Origin of the sequence: Williamsia herbipolensis, assembly GCF_000964005.1 — a bacterium.
GTDB classification, from domain to species: Bacteria; Actinomycetota; Actinomycetes; order Mycobacteriales; family Mycobacteriaceae; genus Williamsia_A; species Williamsia_A herbipolensis.
The window spans coordinates 94,426-120,824 of the sequence record NZ_JXYP01000029.1; the positions used below are offsets into that span (position 1 = coordinate 94,426).

General features: G+C 69.3%; 25 protein-coding genes. 9 read left to right on the top strand and 16 right to left on the bottom strand.

The features are described 5' to 3' along the window. Positions 1-122 precede the first annotated feature (122 nt). Entirely contained in the window at positions 123-389 is a 267-nt protein-coding gene (locus tag TU34_RS16075; protein ID WP_045823902.1) for a LuxR C-terminal-related transcriptional regulator, read from the top strand. Between the two features lie 3 nt (positions 390-392). Here the strand turns inward: TU34_RS16075 and TU34_RS16080 are convergent, their stop codons facing one another. Then, a complete protein-coding gene (locus TU34_RS16080; protein ID WP_082080354.1) occupies positions 393-1,748 on the bottom strand; it encodes an LCP family protein in 1,356 nt (451 codons plus the stop codon). 394 nt (positions 1,749-2,142) lie between these two features. Here TU34_RS16080 and TU34_RS16085 point away from each other — a divergent pair, with 394 nt between their 5' ends. From TU34_RS16085 to TU34_RS16095, 3 genes are all read left to right on the top strand, one after another. After that, on the top strand, positions 2,143-3,417 hold the full coding sequence (locus TU34_RS16085; RefSeq protein ID WP_052688980.1) for an HNH endonuclease signature motif containing protein: 1,275 nt from the start codon (positions 2,143-2,145) through the stop codon (positions 3,415-3,417). Between the two features lie 140 nt (positions 3,418-3,557). Continuing rightward, the gene (locus tag TU34_RS16090) at positions 3,558-4,562 is read left to right on the top strand and encodes a daunorubicin resistance protein DrrA family ABC transporter ATP-binding protein (protein WP_045823903.1); all 1,005 of its coding nucleotides are present in this window, start codon (positions 3,558-3,560) and stop codon (positions 4,560-4,562) included. Next, positions 4,559-5,383 (top strand): ABC transporter permease, encoded by an 825-nt coding sequence (locus TU34_RS16095; protein ID WP_045823904.1) that lies wholly within the window; start codon positions 4,559-4,561, stop codon positions 5,381-5,383. The genes TU34_RS16090 and TU34_RS16095 overlap by 4 nt, the downstream gene beginning before the upstream one ends. Here TU34_RS16095 and TU34_RS16100 read toward each other — a convergent pair. After that, positions 5,380-8,655 (bottom strand): AfsR/SARP family transcriptional regulator, encoded by a 3,276-nt coding sequence (locus tag TU34_RS16100; RefSeq protein ID WP_045823961.1) that lies wholly within the window; start codon positions 8,653-8,655, stop codon positions 5,380-5,382. The genes TU34_RS16095 and TU34_RS16100 overlap by 4 nt on opposite strands. A gap of 188 nt (positions 8,656-8,843) precedes the next feature. Here TU34_RS16100 and TU34_RS16105 point away from each other — a divergent pair, with 188 nt between their 5' ends. Further along, a complete protein-coding gene (locus TU34_RS16105) occupies positions 8,844-9,713 on the top strand; it encodes a 1,4-dihydroxy-2-naphthoate polyprenyltransferase (RefSeq protein ID WP_045823905.1) in 870 nt (289 codons plus the stop codon). A gap of 60 nt (positions 9,714-9,773) precedes the next feature. On the opposite strand, the gene TU34_RS16110 is transcribed toward TU34_RS16105, so the two are convergent. The 6 genes from TU34_RS16110 to TU34_RS16135 all read right to left on the bottom strand — a co-directional run bounded on the left by TU34_RS16110 (position 9,774) and on the right by TU34_RS16135 (position 15,699). Beyond that, positions 9,774-10,601, bottom strand: coding sequence for a Clp protease N-terminal domain-containing protein (locus tag TU34_RS16110; protein WP_045823906.1), 828 nt, complete (start codon positions 10,599-10,601; stop codon positions 9,774-9,776). Between the two features lie 36 nt (positions 10,602-10,637). Continuing rightward, complete coding sequence (locus tag TU34_RS16115) at positions 10,638-10,877, bottom strand: hypothetical protein (RefSeq protein WP_045823907.1); 240 nt, start codon at positions 10,875-10,877, stop codon at positions 10,638-10,640. Positions 10,878-10,949: 72 nt separating this feature from the next. Next, positions 10,950-13,517, bottom strand: coding sequence for an FtsX-like permease family protein (locus tag TU34_RS16120; RefSeq protein WP_045823908.1), 2,568 nt, complete (start codon positions 13,515-13,517; stop codon positions 10,950-10,952). Beyond that, entirely contained in the window at positions 13,518-14,207 is a 690-nt protein-coding gene (locus tag TU34_RS16125; RefSeq protein ID WP_045823909.1) for an ABC transporter ATP-binding protein, read from the bottom strand. Further along, positions 14,195-15,322: an L-cysteine desulfhydrase Cds1 gene (gene cds1, locus TU34_RS16130; RefSeq protein WP_203225479.1), complete on the bottom strand. Its 1,128-nt coding sequence runs from the start codon at positions 15,320-15,322 to the stop codon at positions 14,195-14,197. The genes TU34_RS16125 and cds1 overlap by 13 nt, the downstream gene beginning before the upstream one ends. Continuing rightward, positions 15,319-15,699 carry a DUF4229 domain-containing protein gene (locus tag TU34_RS16135; protein ID WP_045823911.1) on the bottom strand — a complete coding sequence of 127 codons (381 nt, stop codon included), beginning with the start codon at positions 15,697-15,699 and terminating at the stop codon, positions 15,319-15,321. The genes cds1 and TU34_RS16135 overlap by 4 nt, the downstream gene beginning before the upstream one ends. Positions 15,700-15,911: 212 nt before the next feature. Between TU34_RS16135 and TU34_RS16140 the strand changes: the two genes are divergently transcribed. From TU34_RS16140 to TU34_RS16150, 3 genes are all read left to right on the top strand, one after another. After that, positions 15,912-16,154 (top strand): BldC family transcriptional regulator, encoded by a 243-nt coding sequence (locus TU34_RS16140; protein WP_045823912.1) that lies wholly within the window; start codon positions 15,912-15,914, stop codon positions 16,152-16,154. Between the two features lie 156 nt (positions 16,155-16,310). Further along, on the top strand, positions 16,311-16,601 hold the full coding sequence (locus TU34_RS16145) for a hypothetical protein (protein ID WP_052688981.1): 291 nt from the start codon (positions 16,311-16,313) through the stop codon (positions 16,599-16,601). A 155-nt stretch (positions 16,602-16,756) separates the two neighbouring features. Continuing rightward, on the top strand, positions 16,757-17,188 hold the full coding sequence (locus tag TU34_RS16150) for a helix-turn-helix domain-containing protein (protein WP_045823913.1): 432 nt from the start codon (positions 16,757-16,759) through the stop codon (positions 17,186-17,188). Positions 17,189-17,276: 88 nt separating this feature from the next. On the opposite strand, the gene ccsB is transcribed toward TU34_RS16150, so the two are convergent. Genes ccsB through hemL form a run of 6 tightly spaced genes read right to left on the bottom strand, consistent with a single transcriptional unit; the run spans position 17,277 to position 23,421 of the window. Then, entirely contained in the window at positions 17,277-18,275 is a 999-nt protein-coding gene (gene ccsB / locus TU34_RS16155) for a c-type cytochrome biogenesis protein CcsB (RefSeq protein ID WP_238981347.1), read from the bottom strand. 5 nt (positions 18,276-18,280) lie between these two features. Continuing rightward, positions 18,281-19,984, bottom strand: a complete 1,704-nt coding sequence (gene resB / locus TU34_RS16160; RefSeq protein ID WP_045823915.1) for a cytochrome c biogenesis protein ResB — start codon at positions 19,982-19,984, stop codon at positions 18,281-18,283. Next, a complete protein-coding gene (locus TU34_RS16165) occupies positions 19,981-20,787 on the bottom strand; it encodes a cytochrome c biogenesis CcdA family protein (protein WP_045823916.1) in 807 nt (268 codons plus the stop codon). Before TU34_RS16165 ends, resB begins: the two co-directional genes overlap by 4 nt. Further along, positions 20,784-21,425, bottom strand: a complete 642-nt coding sequence (locus TU34_RS16170; RefSeq protein WP_420835192.1) for a TlpA family protein disulfide reductase — start codon at positions 21,423-21,425, stop codon at positions 20,784-20,786. The genes TU34_RS16165 and TU34_RS16170 overlap by 4 nt, the downstream gene beginning before the upstream one ends. Next, positions 21,422-22,051, bottom strand: coding sequence for a histidine phosphatase family protein (locus tag TU34_RS16175; protein WP_045823918.1), 630 nt, complete (start codon positions 22,049-22,051; stop codon positions 21,422-21,424). Before TU34_RS16175 ends, TU34_RS16170 begins: the two co-directional genes overlap by 4 nt. Continuing rightward, a complete protein-coding gene (gene hemL / locus TU34_RS16180) occupies positions 22,051-23,421 on the bottom strand; it encodes a glutamate-1-semialdehyde 2,1-aminomutase (protein ID WP_082080356.1) in 1,371 nt (456 codons plus the stop codon). Before hemL ends, TU34_RS16175 begins: the two co-directional genes overlap by 1 nt. 195 nt (positions 23,422-23,616) lie before the next feature. Between hemL and TU34_RS22410 the strand changes: the two genes are divergently transcribed. After that, positions 23,617-24,885, top strand: a complete 1,269-nt coding sequence (locus TU34_RS22410; RefSeq protein ID WP_052688982.1) for an EAL domain-containing protein — start codon at positions 23,617-23,619, stop codon at positions 24,883-24,885. A 5-nt stretch (positions 24,886-24,890) separates the two neighbouring features. Here the strand turns inward: TU34_RS22410 and TU34_RS16190 are convergent, their stop codons facing one another. Continuing rightward, positions 24,891-25,394 carry a GNAT family N-acetyltransferase gene (locus TU34_RS16190; protein ID WP_045823919.1) on the bottom strand — a complete coding sequence of 168 codons (504 nt, stop codon included), beginning with the start codon at positions 25,392-25,394 and terminating at the stop codon, positions 24,891-24,893. Between the two features lies 1 nt (position 25,395). Beyond that, complete coding sequence (locus TU34_RS16195; RefSeq protein ID WP_045823920.1) at positions 25,396-26,367, bottom strand: ABC transporter substrate-binding protein; 972 nt, start codon at positions 26,365-26,367, stop codon at positions 25,396-25,398. Positions 26,368-26,399: the final 32 nt, after the last annotated feature.

Genomic DNA, 26,399 nt, shown 5'->3' on the forward strand with positions numbered 1-26,399 from the left:
ATCTCATGGTGACCCCCGTTCGGGGGACACCAGATGTTGTGTCTGTTCGATGTCGGTACGGCTTATTACCGTCAACTCATCGCGTCGGAACCGTCGACGCCCCCCTGATCGGACACACCACCATGACCGCAGTTCTCGATCCTTCGCCTCTGCGAACCCTGACCCCTCCGGCGCTGAGTGACCGCGAGAAGGAGGTGCTGCGTGCCTGGGTTCTCGCCGACAGCAAGGTCGGCGTCGGCCGGCGGCTCTACATCTCCGAATCGACGGTCAACACCCACATCACCCGTATCCGCGCGAAGTACGCCGCCGTGGGGCGCCCGGCGCCGTCGAAGGCGTCGCTGCTGGCGCGCGCTCTGCAGGACGGCATCGTCGACATCACAGAGCTCTGAGCGTCAGTTGACGCAGGGCACTCCCGACGCGGTGCTGACGACGGGCGCGCCCTGATCGGGAGCGGGATCCTGCGACGTCGGGTCTGCCGGGTCGGTGCTCGGGGTGTCGGTGCCCGAGGTGTCGCTGCCCGAGGAGTCGGTGGTCGATGCGAGCTGCCTGGTGGCCGACGCGGCCGGTTGCGGCGGGATGATCCCGAACGCGGTCTGGACCTGGCTGCGGATCGCGGCCGGGTCGACGATGTTGACGTCCTGGTTGTCGACGGTGTCGTACCGGAGGACCGGCAGCGTCCGGAACGCGAGGTTCTGGCCGGAGATGTCGCCGATGCGGTGCGCGTAGTCGACGATGTCCCAGCCCGACGACAGCACGATGTCGCGCTGCGCCACCGTCACCAGCGCGTTGAGTTTGTCCAGGTCGCCGAAGATGCCCGACGACTGCAGTGAGTGCGCCACCGAGATCAGGAACGCCTGCTGGCGGTGGGTGCGGTCGAGGTCGCCGTTGTCGAGTCCGTGTCGCTGCCGGACGAAGGCCAACGCCTGCGACGCGTTCAGCGTGTGCACCCCGGCGCTGAAGTGGGCGCCCGAATAGCTGTCGGACACCGCGTGATTGAGACACACCTTCACGCCACCGAGTGCCTTGGCGATGTCGTAGAAGCCGACGAGGCTGACCTCGGCGAACCGGTCGATCGGCACCCCGGTCAGTTCACGCACCGTCTGCAGCGTCTCGGCCCGACCCGCGTCGCGGCCGTCGGTCTCCAGGGTCGCCTGATCGGTGACGCCCTCGTCGGCGAGCTTCTGTTCGGCCTGCGCCTTCATCAGGCCGTAGGCCTCTTTGATCTTCGCGTGGTCGTACCCGTCGATGCCGTGCACCGCGACGTAGTCGTCGCGCGGGATCGAGAACGCCACGATGTGCTGACCGTCGGCGGGCACGTGCACCAGGATCAGGGTGTTGGTGTTGTAGCCGCCCTCCTCCCCGTCGCCGGCGTGCAGCGCGGACAGCACCGACGCCGGCAGGTCGTTGCCGTCGCGGTCCTTGCGCGAGTCCAGCCCGATCAACAGGATGTTCTCGGCGCTGCCCGTCGACTTCGGCGCCCCGGCGAGCACATCGGACGTGTGGAACCCGCCGACGATGTGTTGTGCCTCGCCCCAGGCGAGTCCCGATCCGACCAGCACCGCGGCCGAGGCCAGAGCGACGAGAGGACGTCCGAGACCACGACGGAAGCGCCGCTGCGGCGCGGGACGTCGGGCCGTGCGTCGGTGGTGTCGCGGAGGTACCCGGGCGATGACCTCGGTCGGCGCGTCACCGATGTGACGACGGCGCGCGGAGGCGCCGGAGTATCTGCGTGAACGCTCGGGTGGCATGGCTGGTGTCCCACTGTCGATCAGGTGGCCCGATCCAGTGGGTCGGTCGCGTGCGAACCACCGAATGTATCGGAGGGAAGGAACCTCGGCGACTCGCGCAAACACCGGATACGTTGCGAAACAGACGCTTCGGGCGATTCTGTGGCGGTCGCTCGTCGTGCCCGACCCACGCGTCGATCGGGCAGCTATTCGCATCGATCGGGCACCTGTCGCCGTCGATCGGGCAGGTGTCTGCACAGCATGTGGATGACGCGGCGCTCGCTCCCAATTCGTGTCGGTGCCGTGCGGTAGCGTGATGATCGGGGGCGTCGCCCACGCGCAATCTGATTGCGTGTCAACAGTATTCGTCAAATTCGCCCTTGCGCTCCCGCTCGAACGTATGTACGTTTGACCCATGACCGGGGGATCATTCATCGAACTCGCCGACCTGGTGGTCGACGAGGTCGGTTCACAGGGAACAGTTGTCGCCGATATCGACGCCGAGATCGTCGCCGCCATCCGTGGCGCCGTCGCTCTCCGGGCGGTGGTCGACGGGGTGTTGGCGCGGTTGACGTCGCAGGCCGAGCGTGTCGGGGTCGCGACACACTGCGGGATGTCGTTGCGAGAACTGTTGGTCGCCAACGGTGTCGCGCCGGCCGTGGCGTCACGATTGATCCGCCTCGGACGGGCCGCGGAGGTCCTACCTCTGCTCGCTCGCCACTCCCGCGACGGTGACCTGTCGGCCGAACACCTCGATGCGGTCGCGCGCGGAATCGAACACGTCGCCCGCCGCACCGGTGAAGCACTCGATTCCGATGTGGTGTCGGGCCTGGAGCAGCGGCTGATCGGGGCCGCGATCGCCGGCAAGAATCCCGCGGAGATCGTCCACGACGCCCGCGCCGCGGCGATCGCACACTCACCCGTCGAGCCTCCCGAGGTACCGGCCGCCGAAGACCCGGCCCTCAACGAACTGGGCTGGTCGCAGACCGGCGACGGCCGGCTACGCGGCGAGTTCGACCTCGACGCGGTCACCGGCGAACGACTCATCACCGCCCTCGACTCGGCGTCACGCCCCCGCCCCGAACCCGACGGATCACCCGACCCGCGCGCGGCGGGCCGGCGACGTGCCGATGCGTTCGCCCAACTCCTCGAGGCCGGCACCCGCGGACTCGCACCCGAGGCCCTGTCAGGTCCGGCGTCCACCGAGTTGGTCCTCACGATCCCGCTCGAGGGATCGGCCCCCGCGGGGGCCGCGCGCCTGAACTGGCTCGGACCGGTCTCCGACCTGTCGGCACGACTTCTGGCCTGCGACGCGAAAGTCCTGGGGATCGGGGTCGACCTCAACGGCGCACCCGTCTCCGTCGCCGCCGAGAAGCGGCTCTTCACCGGCGCGGCACGCACGGTGATCCTCACCAGAGACCAGTGCTGCATCAAGTGCGGAGCGCCGACGTCGTGGACCGACGTCCACCACATCACCCACTACGCCGACGGCGGCAAGACCGTCGTCGACAACGGATGCCTCCTGTGCCGCCGCTGCCACGTCGCCGTCCACACCGCCGGATGGGACATCGTCATGGGTTACGACCGACACCCATGGCTCATCCCACCGCCGGCCATCGACCCGAAGCGAACCCCGTTACCCGCTTACAACAGAAGAACGTTGACAGCGATGGAACCGGCCGCGGCGTAGCGCCGTCCTAGAACCAACGCCCCGCTCACCCGCGGGAGCGGTACGAACATTGACAACTCCACAGTGTGAAACGGGGCCGGGCGACAGGCCACGACAGTCCGCGACAGCGTCACGACAGAGCGGTCGCGGACAGTCGTGGCATGACATCACCTCGCACCACCGACACGCCGGCCATCGAGGCCCGCGGGTTGGTGAAACATTTCGGAAGCACCCGCGCGGTCGACGGTGTCGACCTGGTCGTACCCACTGGATCGGTGTACGGCGTACTGGGCCCCAACGGCGCAGGCAAGACCACCACCGTCCGCATGCTCGCGACCCTTCTGCGTCCCGATGCCGGATCGGCACAGGTCTTCGGCCACGACGTGGTCGCCGAACCCGTGGCGGTCCGCTCGCTGGTCGGGGTCACCGGTCAATACGCCTCGGTCGACGAGGACCTGTCCGCTCGCGAGAACCTCATCATCTTCGCGCGGCTGCTCGGCAAGTCCCGAGCACAGACGCGGACCATCGCCTCCGACCTCCTCGAGGAGTTCGGGCTCGAAGAGGCCGCGAACCGGCCGCTCAACGAGTTCTCCGGCGGTATGCGGCGGCGGCTCGATCTCGCGGCCAGCCTGATCTCCGCTCCCCCGCTGCTGTTCCTCGACGAGCCCACCACCGGTCTCGACCCGAGGACCCGCGCTCAGATGTGGGAGACGATCCGTCGCCTCGTGTCCCAGGGGTCGACGGTGTTGCTGACGACGCAGTACCTCGACGAGGCCGATCAGCTCGCCGATCGGATCGCGGTGATCGACCGCGGAGTAGTGATCGCCGACGGCACGGCCGACGAACTGAAGGACTCGGTGGGCGTCAACACCCTGCAGGTCCGTCCCACGTCGCCGTCGGATTGCATCGCGGCGCTGGAGATCGTCGAGCGGGTCACCGGCGAGAAGGGGTCGCTGAGCCCCGAGGCCGGGCGCGTCACGGTTCCCCTGGCCCGACCCGATGCGGTGTCGGACGTGATGACCGCCCTGGTGGCGGCCGACATAGCGATCCGCGAACTGTCCGTCGCCAAACCCAGCCTCGACGAGGTGTTCATGACCATCACCGGCAAGTCCGCCGACGGCACCGAAACCGGTTCCGCCACCGAGTCCGAGGAGGACGCAGCATGACCACCCAGGCCCTCGATCGCCCCGCCGTCGCATCGCGCGACACAAGGTCGGTCCCGCGTTCGGTCGGACTCGCCGACACTGTCCGCCAGTCGTTCACCATGGGCTACCGCGGAATGCTCAAGATCCGCCACAACCCCGAGCAGCTGTTCGACGTCGTGTTCCAGCCCGTCGTGTTCACGTTGATGTTCACCTACATCTTCGGTGGCGCGCTCGCCGGCAGTGTGTCGCAATACCTTCCGATCATCATCCCGGGCATCCTCGTCCAGACCGTGATCACCACCTCGGTGGTGACCGGCACCCAGCTCCGTGAGGACATGAACAAGGGCGTGTTCGACCGCTTCAAGTCGCTACCGATAGCGCGGACCGCGCCCCTGGCCGGCGCGCTGCTCGCCGACGTCGTGCGATACCTCATCGCCACGGTCATCACGTTCGTGGTCGGCATCGCGATGGGCTGGCGGCCCGACCCGCTGGGTCTGATCGGCGCCACCGTCCTGGTCATCATCTGCAGCTTCGCGGTGTCGTGGATCTGGGCGCTGATGGGCATGCTGGTGAAGAAGGCCTCTGCGGTGCAGGGCTTCTCGCTGATGATCCTGTTCCCGTTGACCTTCGTCTCGAACGCCTTCGTGCAGCCCGAGACGATGCCGGGCTGGCTGCAGGCGTTCGTGAAGGTGAACCCGGTGTCGAACCTGGTGACGTCGGTGCGCGAGCTGACCAACAACGGTCACATCGGTATCCACGTGCTGTGGTCGCTGCTCGGCGCGGCCATCCTCGTCGCGGTCTTCGCGCCGCTCACCGTCCGGGCGTACATGCGCAACGCCTAGGCGAGAGCACCACGCATGGTCTGCAGGATGGTCTCGGCGGCGTGCCGTCGGGACATCCTGCTGATCTCGGTGTCGAGTTCCTCCCAGACGTCGGCCGCCACCGTGCTCAGGGACCGGGCCGTGGTGACGGCGTGGTCGAGGATCGGGAAATCGAGGCGGGCGCGCGAACGGACGCCGAGCAGGTGCAACCGCGCCGCGGTCACCGACCCGGCGTCGTGGCTCGTCAAGGCGGTGGCGAACGCGACGGCGCAGGCGCCGATCTGCGGGATGTCCTGGTAACCGGAGGGTTCGAACTGTGCGGCCACGAAGTCGCCGAGCAACGGGAGCCGCTCGTGGGCGGCGCCACCGTTCCCGGTCACGGCCGCCATCGTCACCGCGGAGCTGAGGACGAGAAGCATCGTCGGGTCCGATGTCGCGCCCGCCATGCCGCCGAGAACCTGGTCGAGGACGCGCACCGCGATCGCCCCCGCCGTTGCGGCATCACCCTCGGCGTGGGCCACCTCGGCGCTGGCCATCATCAGCGTCCCGACCGCCTCGACACTGCCCGCCGGCACCGGCTGATCCACCGTCCACCCATCGGAGAGTTCGGCCACGATCTCGCGTCCACGGTCGATCTCCCCGGCGCCGATGAAGCTGCACGCGAGATAGATCCGGACCTGGACGACCTCGTCGACCGAGCCGAGTTCGGTGAGCAACTCCACGGCCCGGGTGTAGCTCGCGATCGCATCGCCGTACCGTGCGCTCTGGCCGTGGATGTTGCCGATCTCCATCGCGCCGGTCGCGGTGATCCAGAGATCGCCCCGGTAGACGGCCAGCGCCTGGGCATCCTGCGAATCGCGCAGTGCGCCAATGAGGTCACCGACGTTTTCCCGGGCGTTCGAGCGCACCGACAGTGCGATCGCCCGAACCAGCGGAACCGGTGACCGGGCGCCGCGGGTGAGGATGCGGAGACCGCTGTAGGTGGTGCGCGACAACAGGATCGCGCTCACGAAGTCCGCGGGCAGCGCCATCACCTCGTCAGGGTGGAAGATGGCGCGGATGGCGACGCGCGCCCGAGCCAACAACCGCATGTCGGGCGCGATCATGATCAGATGGCCGGCCACCATGAGGAGGGCGACCTGCCACAGCTCACGCTGGTCGTCGGGGAGGTCGCGGGGCGGCCGGCCCAGCAGCCTGACGATGCGGGGCGCCCAGTTGCGGACCTCGACGTGAAGCCCGCGTGCCACCCACCCGGATGTGATCACCGGGAACACCGCGACCACGGCCGCCACCGCGTCGGCGGGCCGGTCGGCGGCATCGATCTCGGTGCAGCGTCGCAGGATCCACACGATGTTGTCGTTGTCGGCGACGACGTTCGTCATCGCGGCCGCCTGCTCGCCCGTGTCGTAGAGGGCGCGGGTGTCCTTCGCCCACCCGATGGCCCAACGGATCATGGCCGCGTCGACGTCGTCCGCCTCGCCCGACGCGAGAAGTTGTTCCTCACCGAACTCGCGCACCATCTCGAGCATTCGGTAGCGGATGTGGCCGTCGACCTCGGTCACGGTGAGCAACGACTGGTTGACCAGCTGTTCGAGGACGTCGTCGACCAGGGTGAGGCCCGCGCCGCCGGCCACGACGACATCGGCTGCGGCGACGGTGAACCCGGCCGGGAAGCGGCACAGGCGCCGCAGGGCCGCCCGCGCATCGTCGTCGAGGAGATCCCAGCTCCACTCGATGACCGCGTGCAGCGTCCGATGCCGTCGGGGTGCGGTGCGATCTGCGGTGCGCAGCAAGCTGAGTCGACCACGGGCGAGGCGCTGCGACAGCAGGCGGGCGATCTCCGGGACGCTCAGGGTGCGCACCCGTGCGGCGGCGAGTTCGATGGCCAACGGCAGGCCGTCGAGGTCGCGGCACAGTTCGGCGACGACATCGAGGTCGATGGCCACGTCGGAGCGAACTGCCCGTGCTCGCGCGACGAACAGTTCGACCGCCGGCGAGTCGGTGACGTCGCTCGACAGCGGCGCCAAGCGGTGGATGACCTCGCCCGCCACCATGAGCGGTGCGCGCGACGTGGTGAGGACGGTGAGGTCGGCGACAGCACCGATGAGGTCGGTCACGACCTGCGCGCTGCCGTCGATGATCTGCTCGCAGTTGTCGAGTGCGAGAACGGCGTTGCGTCCGACGAGGGTGTCGGCGAGGCGGTCGGCCAGGTCGCCGACGGGGATGCGCGGCGCACCCGACGGGGTGAGCTCGGACTCCCCGACACCGAGGGACGCGGCGATGGCCGCCACGACGTCGTCGTCGTTGCGCACCGACGCCAACTCGACGAGGTAGATCGTACGGCCCGCCTCGGCGATCCGGCGGCCGACGGCGTGCACCATGCGGGTCTTGCCGGCGCCGCCGGGTCCGGCGATGGTGACCACCCGATGTCGGTCGATCGCGGCGAGGACGGCGGCGATGTCGTCTGCGCGGCCGAGCAACTCGTTGGGTTCCGACCGCAGCCCGACGGCACGGGTGGAGACCGACGGCCGCGGGATCACCGTCGACGGTGGCGTCAGGACCGGGGCGGGTGCCGGGGTGAGCAGCTCGCGATGCAGTGCCTCGATCTCGGCGCCGGGGTCGACCCCGAGCTCGGCGGACAGCGCACGACGAAGTCGGGCGTGCACGGCGAGGGCGTCGGCGGTGCGGCCCGACGCCGCCAACGCGCGCATGAGGAGCAGGTGCGCGGGTTCATCGAGAGGGTCGCGTTCACAGAGGTCCCCGGCGATGCGGCGGGCGGTCTCGTGGTCGCCGATCGCCGACGCCGCGGCGGCCCGCGCCTCGTCGAGGCGGCGACGCAGATCGTCGCCGAGAGTGCGCAACTCGCCGGCGAGCGGATCTCCGCCGGGGGTGTCGGGGCCGAGGTCGTCTCCGGGGACACCGCGCCACAGGGCGTCGGCCTCGGCCAGCGCATCGGGGGTCGCGACGGCCGCGAGTGCTCGGGCCCGGTCGACGTCGAGGGCGTCGCCGTTCAGGTCGAGGCGGTAGCCGTTGGCCGCGCCGGCGAGCATGCCCGACGGCAACACCTGTCGAAGACGGGAGATCTGGGTGTGCAGGGCGGCCTGCGGCGACTTGGGGCGGTCGTCGCCCCACACGAGGTCGATGAGGGCAGACGCCGAACGGACACCGCCACGGGCCAGGGCGAGGGCGACAAGCAGGCGCCGGGCCCGGACACCGGGGACCTCGACCATCCCACCGTCGGTCGCGACCGCGACCGGACCGAGGAGGCCGATCGTCACCGCCGACGCGTCCACCGACACCTCACCTCTCCGGCCGTCTGTTCGGCGCAATCCGCTCGTAGCGCCCAGATGTCCACAGTAGTGGCGACCACCTGCGACGACTCGTCACCCGTACAGCGGTTCGGGCAAAACGGACCGCACGCGTCGGCCGCACATCGAACCACCGCCGAGTGGCGCCACGGGGGTAGGTCAAGATTGTCGACATGGCTACCCCCAAGCAGTGGTTCGACGGTGCGCGGCCGCGCACGTTCCCGAATGCGATCGCCCCCGTGGTGGCGGGCACCGGCGCGGCGGGCTGGCTCGGCGACGCGGTGTGGTGGAAGGCGCTGCTGGCGCTCGCGGTGTCGTTGTCGCTGATCGTCGGGGTCAACTACGCCAACGACTTCTCCGACGGCATCCGCGGCACCGACGACGACCGCGTCGGACCGATGCGCCTCGTCGGGTCGAAGGCCGCCCCCGCGGTGGCGGTGCGCAACGCCGCGTTCGCCGCGTTCGGTCTGGCCGCGGTCTGCGGTCTGGTCCTGGCGCTGAGCAGTGCGTGGTGGCTCGTCATCGTGGGCGTCGTGTGCATCGCGGGCGCCTGGTTCTACACCGGCGGCACGAGGCCGTACGGCTACGCCGGCCTCGGCGAGGTCGCGGTGTTCGTGTTCTTCGGGCTCGTCGCGGTGCTGGGCACACAGTTCGTGCAGGCCGAGCGGATCGACTGGGTCGGCGTGATCTGCGCGGTCGCCGTCGGTTCCTACTCGAGCGCCGTGCTCGTCGCGAACAATCTGCGCGACATCCCGTCGGACACCGTGTCGGGCAAGAACACCCTCGCGGTCCGCCTCGGCGACACGCGCACCCGCACCACGCACCTGGCGTTGGTGGCCCTGCCGTCGGTGCTCAGCCTCGTGCTCGTCATCGCGACGCCGTGGGCGCTGCTCGGTCTGGTCGCCGCACCGCTGGCGTGGCGGGCCAACGCACCGGTCCGCGGCGGCGCACTCGGGCCGGCCCTGATCCCTGCGATCGCGCAGGCCGGCATGGCGATGGTGGCGTGGGCCCTGGCGACCGCAGTCGCGTTGTTCCTCGCCTGAGCAGACGACACAACACTGCGCCCGCGAGAAGCTCGCGGGCGCAGCATGGTCGGTCACGGATCAGACGGTGGCGCTCAACGCGTCGCGCAGCTTCTCGGGGGTGGTGACCGACTCGATCAATGCGCGGGAACGCTTGTCGTCGGTCTTGAGGATGCCGAGCAGCACGTGCTCGGCGGTGATCCGGTCGCTGTCCGACTCGCGGGCGATCTGCACGGCGTTGGCGATCGCGGCCCGCGCGTCGACCGAGAACCGCGGCCGACCGAACGGGCCGCCCCGTCCGCGGGGACCGCGCCGGCCCCGGCCGCGCTCCCACGGGCCATCCGCGCTGTCGGGATCACCCAGCGGGCCGCCGAAACCACGACCCGGGACATCGCCGCGACCGGGGAACTCGCCACCGGGGAAGCCGGGGCGACCGAATGCGTCGTGCGGGTGGCCATGGCCGTGGCCGTGTCGGTGACCGCGGTGCCCACGGGGACCGGAGTCCTCGCCACCGCGCCGCGGTCCGCCACGACCGCCCCGTCCGCGGCGGTCGGCACCTCGCTGCGACCAGCCGTCGGTGATGTCGGTGCCGAAGGCGTTCTTGATCGCCGTGGCGACCTTGTCGAGGTCGATGCCGACGGACTTGAGGGCCTCGCGGTCCTCGTCGACCTGTGACGCGTCGGCGTCGTCGCTGTCGTCGGCGTCGCCGCGCACCTCGCGGACGGTGTCGCGGGCCGCGTCGAGCGTGAAGCCCTCGGCGGTGAGCCGGGTGAAGATCGGGGCGCGTGCGTTGCACAGCATCCCGAGGATCAGGTGATCGTTGCCGAGTTGGGTGTGCCCGAGGTCGGCGGCCTCCTCCATGGCGAAGGACAGGATGTGCCTGTTCTCGCGGGTGAAGTGTTCGAACATGATGTGTCTCTTCTCAGTCGTGTGGTGGGTGTTGATTCAGTCCCTCTCGCGAGCCGAGTGCTTCTGATGCACGGCCTGGCGGCTGATCTGCAGGACCTCTGCGATCGCCTGCCAGCTCCATCCCTGCTCGCGGGCACTGGCCACCTGCACCTCTTCGAGGCGGTCGGCCAGAGTTCGCAGGGCGCGCACCGCGGCCAGTCCCTGTGCGGGATCTGTGCTCGCCGCGGCCGTGGTGATGGTGTCGTTCTGTTCGGTGTCCACGTCGTCGCTCTGCATGGTGTCAGGTTAAGTTGACACTCACGGTGTTGTCAACATTTATTGACAGGCAATATTTCGGCGGCCGGTCCGCTACTCGTCGAGGACGGCTTCGCTGATGTTCATCCGCGCGGCACGCGCGGCGGGCAGGAAGGCGCCCGCGGTGCAGAGAACGAACGCGACGACGACGTAGAGGATCGTCGAGGCCTGCGGGTGGTACCCGATGTCGACCGAGGTGGTGGTGCCGAGCACCCGATCGCTCACGATGTGGAGCAACTCGCCGCTCGCGACGCCCAGCACTGCCCCGACCGCGGCGATCGAGGCCGCCTCGGCCAACACCATCCGCGACACGAACTGCCGCGACGCACCCATCGCACGCAGCACCCCGAGTTCGCGGCGCCGTTCGATCACCGACAGCAGCAGCGTGTTGAGCAGGGCGATCGCGGCGACCAACGCCACGATCCACTGGATGGCGACGGTGAACGCGCCCGACTGTTTGACCGAGGCCCGCGTGGCGTCGAGGGTCTCGGCGCCGCTGTAGACGAACACCGGGTGCGACGGGTCGGCGTCGGCCTGCGCGGCCGCGTTCACCGCGCGACGCACCTGTGCGCCGTCGACCCCGGGGGCGTACCGCACCTGCAGGAAGGTGTTGCCGGGCCGCTGGAACCATTGCGACAGAAGCTGATCGGAGAGGGCGGCGGTGCCCGAGTCGAGGGTCACGTAGTCGACGGTCTGCAGAATCGGCAGCTCGTGGAACCCGGTGGGGGTCGCGAGTCGGAATCGGTCACCGACACCCAGTTTCAGCGTCCGCGCCAACACCTTCGACACGACGACACCCTCGCCGGCGAGCACCCGGCGCAGCACCTCCGGCGAGGTCTTCTTCACGTACGGGGCCTGGATACCCGGCGCGAGACCCTGGACGAGGATGCGCGCCTCGCCGACGTTCACCGTCGCCCACTGACCACCGACGACCGCCGCGACACCGGGTACCGCGGCGACACGTCCGGCGACGCCCGAGTCGAGGATCGGTCCGCTGGGGATCTTCTCGACCGGCTGCGAGGAGACGTAGAGATCGGGATCGGCGAGACCGTCGAGCGCACCCGACACCGATCCGACGAGATCGTTCATCGCCCCCGATGTGCCGACGCCGACCGACACCGCGACGGTGACCGTCATCAGCGTCGCCCAGGCACGGCGCGGGGAGCGTTCGGTGTTGACCGCGGCGAGCGTCCCCGGGCCACCGAGCCGCGCGGCCAACGCCGTGACCGCACGGATCAGCGGTCCGGTGACCGCGAAGAAGAACAGGAGCGTCCCGATGCTGGTGAGCACGGCGCCGCCGAACACGAGTCGCCCCTCGACGGTGTGCGCGATGAGCCACCCCGCCCCGACGAGCCCCAGACCGCCGATACCGGCGAGCCACACCAGCGGACCCGGACCGCGGTCGCGGGCGAGCACCTCGCCGGGCACCATCGCCTCGATCGGCGACAGCGCGAACACCGACCGCGCGGCGAGCACACTGGCCGCCACGCACGACGCCACACACGCGATGACCGCGATCGGCCCGACATACCAGGGCAGGTGGTAGCCGACCGTCGCGCCGACGGCCTCCGACGACACCTCGGGCAGTCGGCCGATGATCCACCGGCCGGCGAGCACCCCGACCGGGATGCCGATCAGGCCTCCGACCAGTCCGAACAGGGCGGCCTCGCCGATGAGGTCGCGCACGAGTTGCCCGCGGCGCCCACCGATCGCGCGGACCATCGCCAACATCTGTCGCCGCGAGGCGACGGCCATGTTCATGGTGTTGAACACGAGGAACGCGGCGATCACGAGGGAGATGAGGGCGACGAGCAGCGTCGAATCGCGGGTCACCGAGCTCGCCGTCTCGACCTGACCCGCCCGGTAGTCGGGACGGTTCACCGCGGCACGCCCGGCGACCACCCGCTCGATCGAGGCCCGCAGAGCGGCCTTGTCGACGCCGGGCGCGGCGCCGATGAGGATCGAGTCGAGGCGGCCCTGCTTGTCGGTGAGCCGTTGCGCGAGTGGCAGATACGCCGCGATGAACCGGCCACCGTTGATGGGTTTCGCCGCCGCGCTGTCGATGACCTCGACCACCGTCAGCGCGACGCCGTCGATCGTCACCTTCTGCCCCGCACTGAACCCGAGGCCCGGGCCGACCGCGATCGACGTCGAGGCATCGGGGCGGTTCGGCGACAACGCCTGTCCCGCGCCCGATCCCCCGGCGAGCACCTGACGCAGGGCACCGCCGAGACCGAGGATCGACACGTCGGCGCCGAGCACGGTGACGGGTTTCGCGTCGAGGTAGATGGTGTCCTGGATCAGCGGCGCCACGGTCGACGCCTGCGGCACCTGCGCACGGATCTCACCGACGAGCGATTCGTCGAGGCCGCGGTCGCCGACGGAGGTGACGTCGAGATCGGCGGTCCCGGCGACCGTCGCCGACAGCTCACGCACCGAGGCGGTGATCGACCCGTAGGTACCGAGCACGGCGACGAGCAGCGTCGACGACACCGTGATCACCATCAGCGAGGTGATCACCCGCAGACGGTGGCTGCGCAGCTCGCGCAGGTTGAGCACCCGCACCCGTGTCCACGTCGCGACCGGATCGAACCGACGTCGCGCTCCCCCGCCTCCCGACATCTACGCGTCTATCCGCCCGTCGCGGACGGTGACGGTGGTGTCGGCGAACTCGGCGGCTTTCGTGTCGTGGGTGACCATCAACACCAGTCGCCCCGAGTCGTCGTGGGCGAGTTCGGCCAGCAGTCCGAGGATCGCCGCACCGGTGTGCGAGTCGAGGTTGCCGGTCGGTTCGTCGGCCAGCACGATCCGCGGATCCATGATCAGCGACCGCGCGATCGCGACGCGCTGCATCTGCCCGCCCGACAGCTCCGACGGCCGGTGGCCGGCGCGGTTGCCGAGCCCCACGCGGTCGAGCAGCGCCACCGCGTCGGCCTTCGACCTCCGCAGCGACGTCCCGTCGAGCAACCGGGGCAGCGCGACGTTCTCCCACGCCGACATCGTCGGCACCAGGTTGAAGAACTGGAAGATGAAACCGATGGTGCGCCTGCGGAACTCGGACTGCTCGTCGTCGGACAGCGAGCCGATGTCGGAGCCCGAGACCACGATGCGACCCGAATCGGGGGCGTCGAGGGCCCCGATGACGTGCAGCAGCGTCGACTTGCCCGCACCCGAGGGCCCCACCACCGACACGAACTGACCGCCGTCGAGGCGCAGGGTGAGGCCGTCGAGGGCGCGGACGGTCTCCTCACCCATGCGGTACTCCCGCACGAGGTCGGTCGCCTCGATCGCGGGCGCGGTCATTCCGGCCATCGACCGTGAGTCCAGAACTCGTCGAGCACGGCGCGCGGCTCGTCGAGCGACCAGCCGCACCCGGCGACCCAGTCGTCGTCGAAGTAGGTGTCGCCGTACCGGTCGCCGCCGTCGCAGAGGAGTGTGACCACGCTGCCGCCGGTGCCTGCGGCGAGCATGTCGGCGATGACGGCGAACGCGCCCCACACGTTGGTGCCCGTCGACCCGCCGACGCGACGGCCGAGGTGATCGGACACCAGCCGCGCGGTGGCCACCGACGCCGCGTCGGGGACCCGCAGCATCGCGTCGATCACCTGCGACACGAACGACGGCTCCACCCGCGGTCGCCCGATGCCCTCGATCTTCGACCCGATTGCCGAGGTCACCGCTCCGTCGCCGGTGGCGTAGGCCGGGTGGAACACCGAGTTCTCGGGGTCGACCACGCACAGCCACGTGGGGTGGCGGCGGTAGCGGATGTAGCGGCCGATGGTCGCCGAGGTGCCGCCGGTGCCCGCGCCGACGACCACCCATGTCGGGATGGGGTGACGCTCGAGGCTCAGCTGCTGGTAGATCGACTCGGCGATGTTGTTGTTGCCGCGCCAGTCGGTGGCGCGTTCGGCCATCGTGAACTGGTCGATGAAATGCCCGCCGAGCTCCTCGGCGAGGGCGGCCGCGGCGGTGTACACCTCCGACGGCGAGTCGACGAAGTGGCACCGACCGCCCTGACGCTCGATGAGCGCGACCTTCGACGTGGAGGTGCTGCGCGGCATCACCGCCACGAACGGCACCCCGATGAGCGCCGCGAAGTAGGCCTCGGAGACCGCGGTGGACCCCGACGACGCCTCGATGACCGGCGTCGATTGCGTGATCCAGCCGTTGCACAGCGCGTAGAGGAACAGCGAGCGCGCCAGGCGGTGCTTGAGCGAACCCGTGATGTGGGTGCTCTCGTCCTTCAGATACAGGTCGATGGCGGTGGGCTCGCCGTCGGCACCGACGAACCTCGACCACTCCGGCAGCGGGAACCGCACGAGGTGGGTGTCGGCGCTGCGGGTGGCGTCGGCCTCGATCAGCCGGATCGCGGTGTCGACCCACTCGCGCGACGCCCGATGGTCGACCAGCGGGCCCCCCGACGTCACGATCGGGGGTCGCCGGAACCGTCGGGACGCGGCGATCCCTGCAACCGCGCCTGCAACGCGTCGCGCTTGGCGCGGCGGTCGGCGTCGACCGCGGAGATGGCGGAGTTGACGTCGGTGCGCAGCCGCTTGAACAACAGCATGCCCAGCGGCAGCGCGATCACGACGGCGAAGATCGCGGCGACGAGGATCGGCACGTCGACCCCCGCGAGGTGCCCCACGCCGTAGATGATCGCGGCCAACACGATGACAAGGCCAAGGCGCGCAACGGTGTACAGGATCAACGCCGTCGCGAGACCGCGTCCGGCACCGACCGCAGCGGCGTCCGTGGGGGCACCCGTGGGAGCCGGCTGGGGAGCGGATGAGTCACGTTCGTTCACCCTGTCAGCCTACGTCGAGAGGGCCCTGCGCCCGCGATGCCCGATTTTTACCATTGATTTACCAACAGCTGACCGTTCGAACACCTTGGATTCTCGGTGTAATCATGTTGTCGGGCAGCGAAACAACAGTTTCATCGGTCACAGCCAGATCAGATGCCCACCACCGCCGATCTCGGTCGACGGTCGGGGGCCCAGCACGAGGAGAACGACACATGACTGCAGCATTCAACGCCATGCCCGGGGGCGCACTCCCGACGTCGATGCCGATCACCCCGCGGGTGGCCAGTCAGCACACGCTGACCCCCGGACAGGTGGCGGCGATGTTCAACGTCAACCCCAAGACCGTGGCCCGCTGGGCCAGCTCCGGCCTGCTGGGCGCCATCCGTACCCCCGGTGGTCATCGCCGGTTCCGCGAGGCCGATGTCGTGGCCCTGCTCAACCGCAAGACCGACTGACCTCTCTCGCACCACTCGTCGAGCCCGCGGGCCGCATCCGGACTCACCCCCGGGTGCGGCCCGCGTTCGTCGTCACACCGGGCCGCGGTCGGCCTGCGACCAGCATCGACGGCCCGATTCGTCGGACTCCCGTAACGTGGACCTACCCATACGTTCGTGGAGGTTCTCGTGGTCGTCGTCGTTGCCCTGGTCGTCGCGATAGGTGTCGCCTATCTGGTGTGGAAGGCGTTCGGGCCGGACACGACGACGCCTAGCGCACCGACGTCGTCCCGGCGCGGCCCCATCGGCCCGGACGACGACCCCGATTTCCTGCTCGACCTCGGTCACGATCGTCGCACCCCGCGCAGCCCGCGACGCGACACGAACGGCACCGATCCGACCGGCGACGACACGGTCACTCCCCCGGCCCCCGACGCCGACGATCCGCGCCCCGGAACGGGCTCCTGATCGATGTTCGGCTCGTAGTACCTGATGAACGACCACTAAAGGTAGAGTTCACCGAAGAAATAAAAGCAAGGTGGACACATTCTTGTCCGCACGGTGAGTTCAATCTGCTGCGAAGGTGATCTGGTCGGTCATCTTCTCTAGATCGGGGAGCACGAATGACCACGACGAGCGACGTTCACACAGCCCGGTCTTTTGCCGAGAGTCTCAATGAACTGTTCGATACCGTTCGCGATGAGAACGGAATTCCCTACACGGGGAAAAAGATCGCGCTGAAGGCGAATCGACTCGGTTACACCCTGAGCGACGCCTACATCTCACAACTGCGCACCGGTAAGGCCAAGACACCGTCTTTCCGCACGGTGGAAGCGATTTCGCGCGCGTTCGAGATCAGCGTGACCTACTTCCTGTCCGATCCGGACGAGGATCTCAAGCGGGTCGAGCAGCAGCGCGAATACGTCGCGATGGCCGCCGAGACCGGCGCCCATCTCGCCGCGTTCCGGCACGGCGAACTGTCGGTGTCGACCATCGACACCATCATCGAATTGCTCAAGGTGGTTCGTCAGCAGAATCTGCGCGACGGAGAGTAATTCGTTCGCTCGCACGCACGATCACAGACAGGTGTGGCCCGGTCCGATGGACCGGGCCACACCTGTTTCGCTAGCAGCGCGAAATGCTTTACAGCCCCGCGTAGGAATGCAGTCCCGACACCACCAGGTTGATGATGAAGAGGTTGAACAGCATCGCCACGAAACCGGCGATGTTGATCCACGCCGCCGACGTGTTGCGCCAGCCCGCGGTCGCGCGGGCGTGCAGGTAGGCCGCGTAGATGATCCAGGCGATGAACGAGACCGTCTCCTTGGGGTCCCAGCCCCAGAAGCGTCCCCAGGCCGACTCGGCCCAGATGGCGCCGCAGATGACGCCCAGGCCGAACAACGGGAACGCGAAGACGACGGTCTTGTAGGCGAGCCGGTCGAGCGCCTGCGCGCTGGGCAGCCGGTCGAGGATGCGCCCACCGATCCCGTTCCCCGCCTCGGGGTAGCGCAGTTTGATCAGGTACAGCGCGCTGGCCACACCGGAGACGAGGAACACCCCGGACCCGACCGACACGATGGAGACGTGGATGGCGAGCCAGTAGGACTTCAGGGCGGGCACCACGGGCGCGGCCTGCGTGTAGAGCCACCGGCCCGCGATGAACATGAGCAGGGCGACCGGGACCAGCACGAACGACAGCAGCGGCCGGTTCTCGGGGCGGCGCAGCACCACGATGCCGGCGACGACACCCGCCGCGCACGACAGGCTGATGAACTCGTACATGTTGCCCCAGGGCATGCGGTCGGTCGCCAGACCACGGATCACGATCGACGCGATGTGGGCCAGCGCGCCGACGATCACCACCGGGAACGCCATCTTCGCGACGCGCTCACCGAACGGGGTGCGTACCTGCGGACCGATCTTGCCCGGCGTCCGCACGTCGGTCACCGGACCGGGGGTGCGGACGTCGTTGCCGCCACCCGCCTTGACCAGCACGTTGGCCTCGGCCGCGGCCGGAGCGGCGGCGGTGGTGCGCGACGACGCGAGGGCGGCCAGGAACATGATCATCGCCAGCACGTACAGCGTGAGCGTGGTGCCGAAGAGCAGGTCGGAGTACCGGGACAGGTTCTCGTCGATGTTCACAGGTGTCACCTTTCGCCGGTGCGCGTGGAGCGTGCGCCGGGTGGGTCGATCTCGAGGAGTCTGCGGACGAGGTCACCGAAGCCCTCGCCCCACCCGGCCTGATCGGTCCGGGCGAGACCCGCCATCTCTACTACTGTAAGTCGTTTGTCGGTCGCGGCGGAATCCAGGAGCGAGGAATCCGCGGGGGTGATCCGCGCCCACACCCGACGTCGCTTGATCAGCAGCGACACCAGCAGCCCGACGAGCATCGCGATCGCCGAGATCAACACGTACTGCTGCGCGGGGTCGTGGCTGACCTGCAGCGACACCCACTGCTGGTAGCCGTCGAAGCGGACGGTGGTGCCGTCGTCGATGGTGCTCGACTGCCCGACCGCGAGGTTGACCTGCGCCTTCTGCAGCAGGCGGCCCTGGTTGATGAGGTTCTGGTCGAGGGAGTAGACGTTCTGCGGGCGCCCGGTGTCGAGGCCGGTGTCGCCCTTGTAGATGCGGATCGCGACCTGCGGGTCACGCGCCTCGGGGAACGACGACGACAGCAGCGAACCGGTCGCGCCGGTGAGCAGCGCGGTCGGTGCGAACAGGCCCTCCACGGCGATCTGGTTCTTGCGGCGGACATCGGCGTTCGGGTATAGCCCGGCGGGGGTGTCGAAGCGCGCGGCACCCGACGACAGCAGCGTGACCGCCTCGTTCGGGGTGAACGGCACGGTCTGGGTGCGCTTCTCCCCGCCCGGGAAGGTGACGGTGAAGGTGGGCGCGTAGCCGTGGCCGAGGAGGTAGACGCGGTCGCCGGCGACACGCAGGGGGTCGTTGACCTTCAGGGTCGCCGATTTGGTGCGGTCGTTCTCGAGGTCGGAGCCGGCCTGGTAGTCGACGCGGGCGGAGTACATGTCGGCCTGCCCGCTGGGCAGGTACTTGGCGGTGAAGTCGTCGACCTGCACACAGAACGGCGCGAGGTCGGTGCCGTCGACGAGGTTGCCGCCGCGGAACGAGTCGTAGACCGCGGTCGAGGTGTTGCACAGGCCCTGCTGGCCGTCGGCGACGAGGATGCGGGTGCCCTCGTAGCCCCACATCTTCCCCGCGGCGATCGACACCAACAGCGCGAGCAGCGCGAAGTGGAACACCAGATTGCCGAACTCGCGCAGGTAGCCCTTCTCGGCGGAGATCTCGATGATCTCGATCTGCTCGCCGTCGGGCCCGGTGACACTGCGGGTGGTCCGGATGCGTCGCCAGCCGCGCAGGTTGCCCATCACGCGGTCGGCGATCTCGGAAGGCGCACCGTCGACCTCGTGGCGGTCGTGGCGGGGCAGGCGGGTGAAGTTGCGGGGCGCGGCGACCGGTGTCGCACGCAGGGCCTTGCCGTGCTCGATGAGGCGCGGGGTGAGGCAACCGACCAGCGAGATGAACAGCAGCACGTAGATCGCGGTGAACCAGACGCTGGAGAACACCTCGAAGAACTGCAGGCGATCGAGGATCCGGGCCGGCAACCCGTGGTCGTCGATGTAGGCCTGGGTCTTCTGCGAGTTCAACGAACGCTGCGGCAGCAGTGCACCGGGGACGGCGGCGAGCGCCAGCAGGAACAGCAACGCCAGCGCGGTGCGCATCGACGTCAGCGACCGCCAGAGGTTGCGGGCGGGCCACAGCAGGCGTCGTTTCCACACCGGGGGCGGTGACGACGCGGCGGGGGTCGCGTCGCGGACGATGGTGTCGGTCATATCGGTAACTCCGTGTTGGTGACGAACGCGTCGCGCACCCAGGTGACGAACGAGTCCCACATACCGGTGACGAGTGCGATGCCGACCGCGATGAGCAGCACGCCGCCGACGATCTGGATGGTGCGGGCGTGGCGACGCATGAAGCCCACGGCGCGCAGTGCGCTGGCCGATCCGAACGCGAGGATGACGAACGGCAGGCCGAGCCCGAGGCAGTACGCGATGATCAGGGTGACCCCGCGGACGGCCGTGGAACCCTCTGTGCCGCTGGCGGTCGCGATGACCGCGGCCAACGTCGGACCCAGGCACGGTGTCCAGCCGAGCGCGAACACCGCGCCCAGCAGCGGTGCGCCGACGAGGTTCGACACCAGCCGCGGATGGAATCGGGCGTCGCGCTGCAACATCGGGACGAGACCGATGAACACCAGGCCCATGGCGATGGTCACGACACCGCCGATGCGTTGCAGCACATCGCGATTGAGCACGAACGCCGAGGTGATGCCGAAGACGGTGGCGGTCGCGAGCACGAACACGACGGTGAACCCGAGCACGAACAGCAGTGCGGCACCGGCCACCCGGGCCCGGCCGGTCGTCTTCGGCTCGCCTGCGCGCACCGGCGGTGCCTCGGCGCCGACGAGCCCGGCGAGATACGACAGATAGCCCGGCACCAGCGGCACCACGCAGGGCGAGGCGAACGACACCAGTCCGGCGAGCGCGCACGCGCCGAGCGCCAGGAGGATCGGGCCGGTGCTGACGGTGGAGGCGAAGGTCTCGCCGATACCCGAGGCCAGCACCACGCTGCTCACGACGGCACCGTCGCCGTCGACGGCGCGGTCGATGCCTGGGGACCGTCGTACGGCTCGGCGGCCAGGCGACGGACCAGCGGTTCGAGTTCCTCGGCGGAGATCGTCCGCAGGAACACCGCGGCCGCGCGGTGGTAGCGGTCGAGGACGACGGTGGTCGGGACGACCGAGGTCGGCGTGGTCAGGCGGACCAGCGTGCGGCCGGGGTAGTCGAAGATCGAGGGGTAGCTGATCTTGTTGTTGGCGATGTAGTCCTGCGCGTCGGTCTGGTTGTCGCGGAAGTTGATGCCGAGGAACGCGACGCCGAGGCTGCGGGTCCGTTCGAAGGTCTGCTCGAGGTCACCGACCTCGGCGCGACACGGCGCGCACCACTGTCCCCACACGTTCACCACCACGACGTCGCCGGTGAAATCCGACAGCGCGAGCGGGCTGTTGTCGACGACGTTCTCGCCGCGCAGGTCGGCGACGCGTTTGCGCGCCGACGGCGGGTCGTAGGTGATCGAGGTCTGACCGTTCGGCGACACGAACTCGAAGGTGTCGCCCTGGGCGACGGCGTCGTCACCGGTACCGCAGCCGGCGAGGACCACCACCAGCGCCACGATGGCCGCGAGCACCGCGCCTGTCTTCACAGCTGGGGTCACGCCCCCGTGGCGAGGGGGTCGGACGCGCCGGCCGGCTCGGAGTACACGATGTCGACGAGGGCGTCGCCGTCGTAGAGGAGGCTGGTCAACGAGGCCAGCGAGCACTGGCGACGCCGCGGGTCGTGCCACAGGCGCTGGCCCTCGAGGAACCGGCGCAGCGTGTAGACGGGCAGCTGGTGGCTGACGCAGACGGCCTCGTGACCGCGGGCGGCGTCGCGGGCCTTGGTGGCGACGGCCAGCATGCGGTGCGCGAGCTGGATGTAGGGCTCACCCCACGACGGCGTGAACGGGTCGCGCATCTTCGGCCAGTGCCGCGGGCGGCGCAGGGCGCCGTCACCGATCGACACCTTCAGACCCTCGAAGACGTTCTCGGCCTCGATGAGGCCCTCGTCGGTGATGATCGACAGCCCGTGGCGCGCGGCGATCGGGGTGGCGGTCTCCTGTGCGCGCTGCAGCGGCGAGGCGAAGACGGCGGTGATGTCGTGGTCGGCGAGCTCGTCGGCGACACGGCCGGCCTGTCGGGTGCCCGTGGTCGACAACCCGAAATGCGGCAGACGGCCGTAGAGGATGCCGTCGGGGTTGTGCACCTCGCCGTGTCGCATCATGTGCACGATGGTGCGCTGCATCAGTGGAGCTCCTCGCCGGACGTGGCCGCGGCAGCCGCGGCGGCCGCCGCAGGCATCGCGTCGGCCAGGACACCGAAAGCATCCTCGTCGAGCGCTGCCGACACAAACCACGCCTCGAACGCGCTGGGCGGCGGGTACACCCCACGTGCCAGCAGCGCGTGGAAGAACGGCGCAAACCGCCAGGTCTCGCTGCTCTTGACCGCGGCGTAGTCGGTGATCGCCACCTCGGGGGTGGAGGTGAAGAACACACTGACCATGTTGGCCGCGTACTGCACGCGGTGTCCGACACCCGCGGCGTCGAGCGCACCGGTGATGAGGTCGCCCAGGCGGTGGGAGTTGGCGTCGAGTGCGGCGTACACAGCGGCGTCGGCGGTGCGCAATGTGGCCAGTCCGGCGGCCACGGCGACAGGATTCCCCGACAGGGTGCCCGCCTGGTAGACCGGCCCGGCCGGCGCCAGATGGCCCATGATGTCGGCGCGACCGCCGAACGCGGCCGCGGGGAGGCCGCCGCTCATCACCTTGCCGAAGGTGTAGAGGTCGCCGGCGACACCGTCGATGCCGAACCAGCCCGACGGACTCACCCGGAACCCGGTCATCACCTCGTCGACGATGAGCAGCGCGCCGTTGCGGGCGGTCAGCTCCTTGAGTCCGGCGTTGAACCCGGGGCCCGGGGCGATGGCACCCATGTTCCCGGCGGCGGCCTCGGTGATCACGCAGGCGATGGTGTCGGGGTTCTCGGCGAACGCGGCCTCGACCGCGGGGAGGTCGTTGTAGGGCACGACGATGGTGTCGGCGGCCTGGGCGCCGGTGACGCCGGGCGAGGTCGGCAGACCGAGCGTCGCGACGCCGGAGCCCGCGTCGGCGAGCAGCGCATCGACGTGACCGTGGTAGCAGCCCGCGAACTTGATGATCTTGGTGCGGCCGGTGAAGCCGCGGGCCAGACGGACCGCCGACATCGTGGCCTCGGTACCGGAGTTGACCAGTCGCACCCGTTCGACAGGCGCGACGCGTCCGATGATCTCCTCGGCGAGTTCGATCTCGGCCTCGGTCGGGGCACCGAACGACAGGCCGGTGGTCGCGGCGCGCTGCACGGCCTCGACCACGGTCGGATGGGCGTGGCCCAGGATCATCGGGCCCCAGGAGCTGATGAGGTCGATGTAGGTGGTGCCGTCGGCGTCGGTCATGCGACAGCCCTGCGCCGAGGTGATGAACCGCGGTGTGCCGCCGACCGCCGAGAAGGCACGCACCGGCGAGTTCACCCCGCCGGGGATGACACCACTGGCCCGCGCGAACAACTCGGCCGAACGGGCCGTCGAGGCCGGCGAGCCGTCGGTGGTGGGTGCTGCGGACGAGGAGGGGGGCGGGGTCACCTCCCCAGTGTTCCAAACTTTTCTCCCCCGCCGCCGTGAGGCCGGTCTCCGCCCCGGCGGGAGCACCCACTCGGCGGTGTCGGTGGAACGTGCGATTGCGACACGCGCCGACGTGCACGTTCTTGCGCGACCGGTCCACGCCAACGATGATCAACAGTGGTTCGGGAGACCGGCTAGAGACAGGCGTGACCTGCGATGACCTACGACCACCGGCGCGCCGAGCGCGCCCTGGCGTCTCCGGTCGTGCCCGTGTTCCAGCCCATCGTCGACCTCTCGACCTCCACGACCGTCGGGTACGAGGCGTTGTCGCGCTGGCCCGCCGAGCCCGACGTCTCCCCTCTCGAGGTCTTCGACCATGCGCGCAGGTCGGGGCGCCTCGCCGAACTGGACTGGGCCTGTCGCCGCGCCGCGGTCGTCTCGTCGTTGCGTGAGGGTCTCGTCCGCCCGCTGAGCGTCTTCATCAACGTGGAACCCACGGCGCTCGGGACGTCACCGACGTGGCATTTCCCCGGGGACCGGTTCCGGGAGATCACGAGCAACGACCTGCAGATCATCATCGAGCTCACCGAGCGCGACGTCCTCGCGAACCCGGCCGCGGTGATGGCCACCATCGACTGGGCCCGCGAGCGCGACTGCGGCATCGCTCTCGACGACGTGGGCCCGAACCCGGAATCGTTGGCGCTGCTGCCGCTGATCCTCCCCGACGTGGTGAAGCTCGACCGGCGGATCATCACCGACCCGACGGCGCCCGGTTCCGACGACACCATCTCGTTCGTCATCGACTACGCCGCGGAGACCGGTGCCCACATTCTCGCCGAGGGCATCGAGGACGAGGGCGACATCGCCGTGGCCCGAGCGGTCGGCGCGACCCTGGGCCAGGGTTTCCTGCTCGGACGCCCCGGCGACCCATCGACGGATCCGCCGCTCGCCGACCCGCACCGCATGATCCGGCCGTTCTCGGCCGGTCCGCCGCCCCTGCAGGCGCCGGCCGACATCCTCGACCGGCTCCCGACCCAGGTCATCGACTACGCGACCATCATGCGGGTCTTCGACACCGTGACCTCGTTCGGCGACCAGCTCTTCACCCCCGGGTGCATGGTCGTCGCGGTGCAGAACGCCGACGCCTTCCAGACCCGGTTCGGGCACCAGTACGCCGAGTTCGCCCGCAAACACACCCTCGTCGGGGTCGTGGGGGCCGGCGAGTTCGACGTGCCCGGCGTGCGCGGTCCGATCGCCCCGAACGTCGGCTTCTCGCGCCAGTTCGCGTTGGCGATCCTGACCCAGAACTACGCCGCCACGATCGTCGCCCGCGACCTCGGCGACAGCGGGCCCCTCGCCGCGCGCCGATACGCCTGGTATTACACGCACGACCGGTCGGCCGTGCGCGACGTCGCGCGGTGCATCGTGTCGCGACTCGCCCCGCGCTCGTCGCCCACCCCGGTCGCGGCCGCCCCGCAGAGCTGACACGGTCAGTCACCGACGGCTCGCGACACTGGTCCGGTCATCTTCTCGAACGGGTGCGGGACATGCTCCACGGACGGGGCCGTCGGATCGAACAGGGCGGTGTAGCCGGCCGCGAGATACAGCGCGACGGCTTCGGGCTGGCGCCATCCGGTGGTCAGATAGATACGGCGATAACCGAGTTCGGTGATCGCGCGCTCGAGTTCGACCAGAACCCGCCGGGCCAGACCCTGGCGCCGATGGGCGGCCGAGGTCCAGATCCGTTTCAGTTCGGCCGTGTCGTGGTCGTACCGGCGAAACGCCCCGCCGGCGACGACCTCGTCGCCGCGCAGGAGCACCACGAGCGCGCCGTCCGGCGGCGCGAACTCCGCGGCCGGGTAGTCGACGAGCTCGGAGTACATCGTCTCCGCGGACCCGCCGTAGCGGGTGCTGTACTCGACGGCCAGCTCGGTCAGCAGCGGCTGTGCTCGGGGGTCGGTCTGGTGCACCCGGACGACGGTGAGGTCCGGCACATCAGGACTTCTTGGGCAGGCCGGGCGGATTGATGACCGAATTCTTCACTCCCTCGTCGTCGAGTCCCCAACGGTCGAGGACCTTCTTGTAATCACCGTTGGCGATCACGTGGTTGAGGGCGTCGTTCACCGCCTTGATGACTCCGTTGCCCTTCTTCGTCAGCACCGCGATCTCGCCCTGCAGCGCGTCACCGGCGCCGGAATAGGTCGCGATGATCTTGGTCTCCTTCTTGCTGGCCACGTGGAACACCGCCGACGGGTTGGGTCCCAGGTAGCCGTCGATGCGCTTCGAACTCAGAGCCAGGTAGTAGTCGGCGGCGTTCTGGTAGTAGAAGATCTGCGCCGGCTCGCGCCCCTCGGCGACGTTCTGGGCGTTCCAGTCGACCAGCAGTTGTTCCTGGTTGGTCCCAGAGCTGACGCCGATCTTCTTGCCCGCGATGTCCTTGCGATCCTTGTAGGTCCAGGTCGAGTCCTTCGGTACCTCGAGCGCGAGGTTGTCGAGCCGATAGGTGGCGAAGTCGTATTTCTCCTTGCGCTCCTCGGTCACCGTCACGTTGTTGACGAACAGATCCACCTGGTTCGAGTCGATCTTCACGAAATTCTGCGCCCAGTCACCGTTCGTACGAACCACTTTGAGTCCGAGGACGTCGCCGATGAGGTGCGCGAAGTCGACCTCGCTGCCGATGACCGTCGCGTTGTCGGTGGCGTAGAACGCCAACGGTGGCGTGGTGCCGACCGTTCCGGTGACGCGCAGGGTGCCGCTGTCCCGGATCGCCGCGGGCAGCTCGGCGGCGATGGAATCCACTTTGGCGGTGGTGATCCGGCCGGACTGCTGCGGCGACAGGTCGAACGATTGGCCGTCCTGCGCGGTCAGGGTGTTGTCAGTGGTCGGCTCGCTGCACGCCGTGGCGAGCAGGGCGACGACCGCGAATGCGGAGAGGGCGGACGCGAGGCGGCGGGTGGGCCTGAACATGGAACTGCTTTCTCGGAGGGCGACATCGGAGG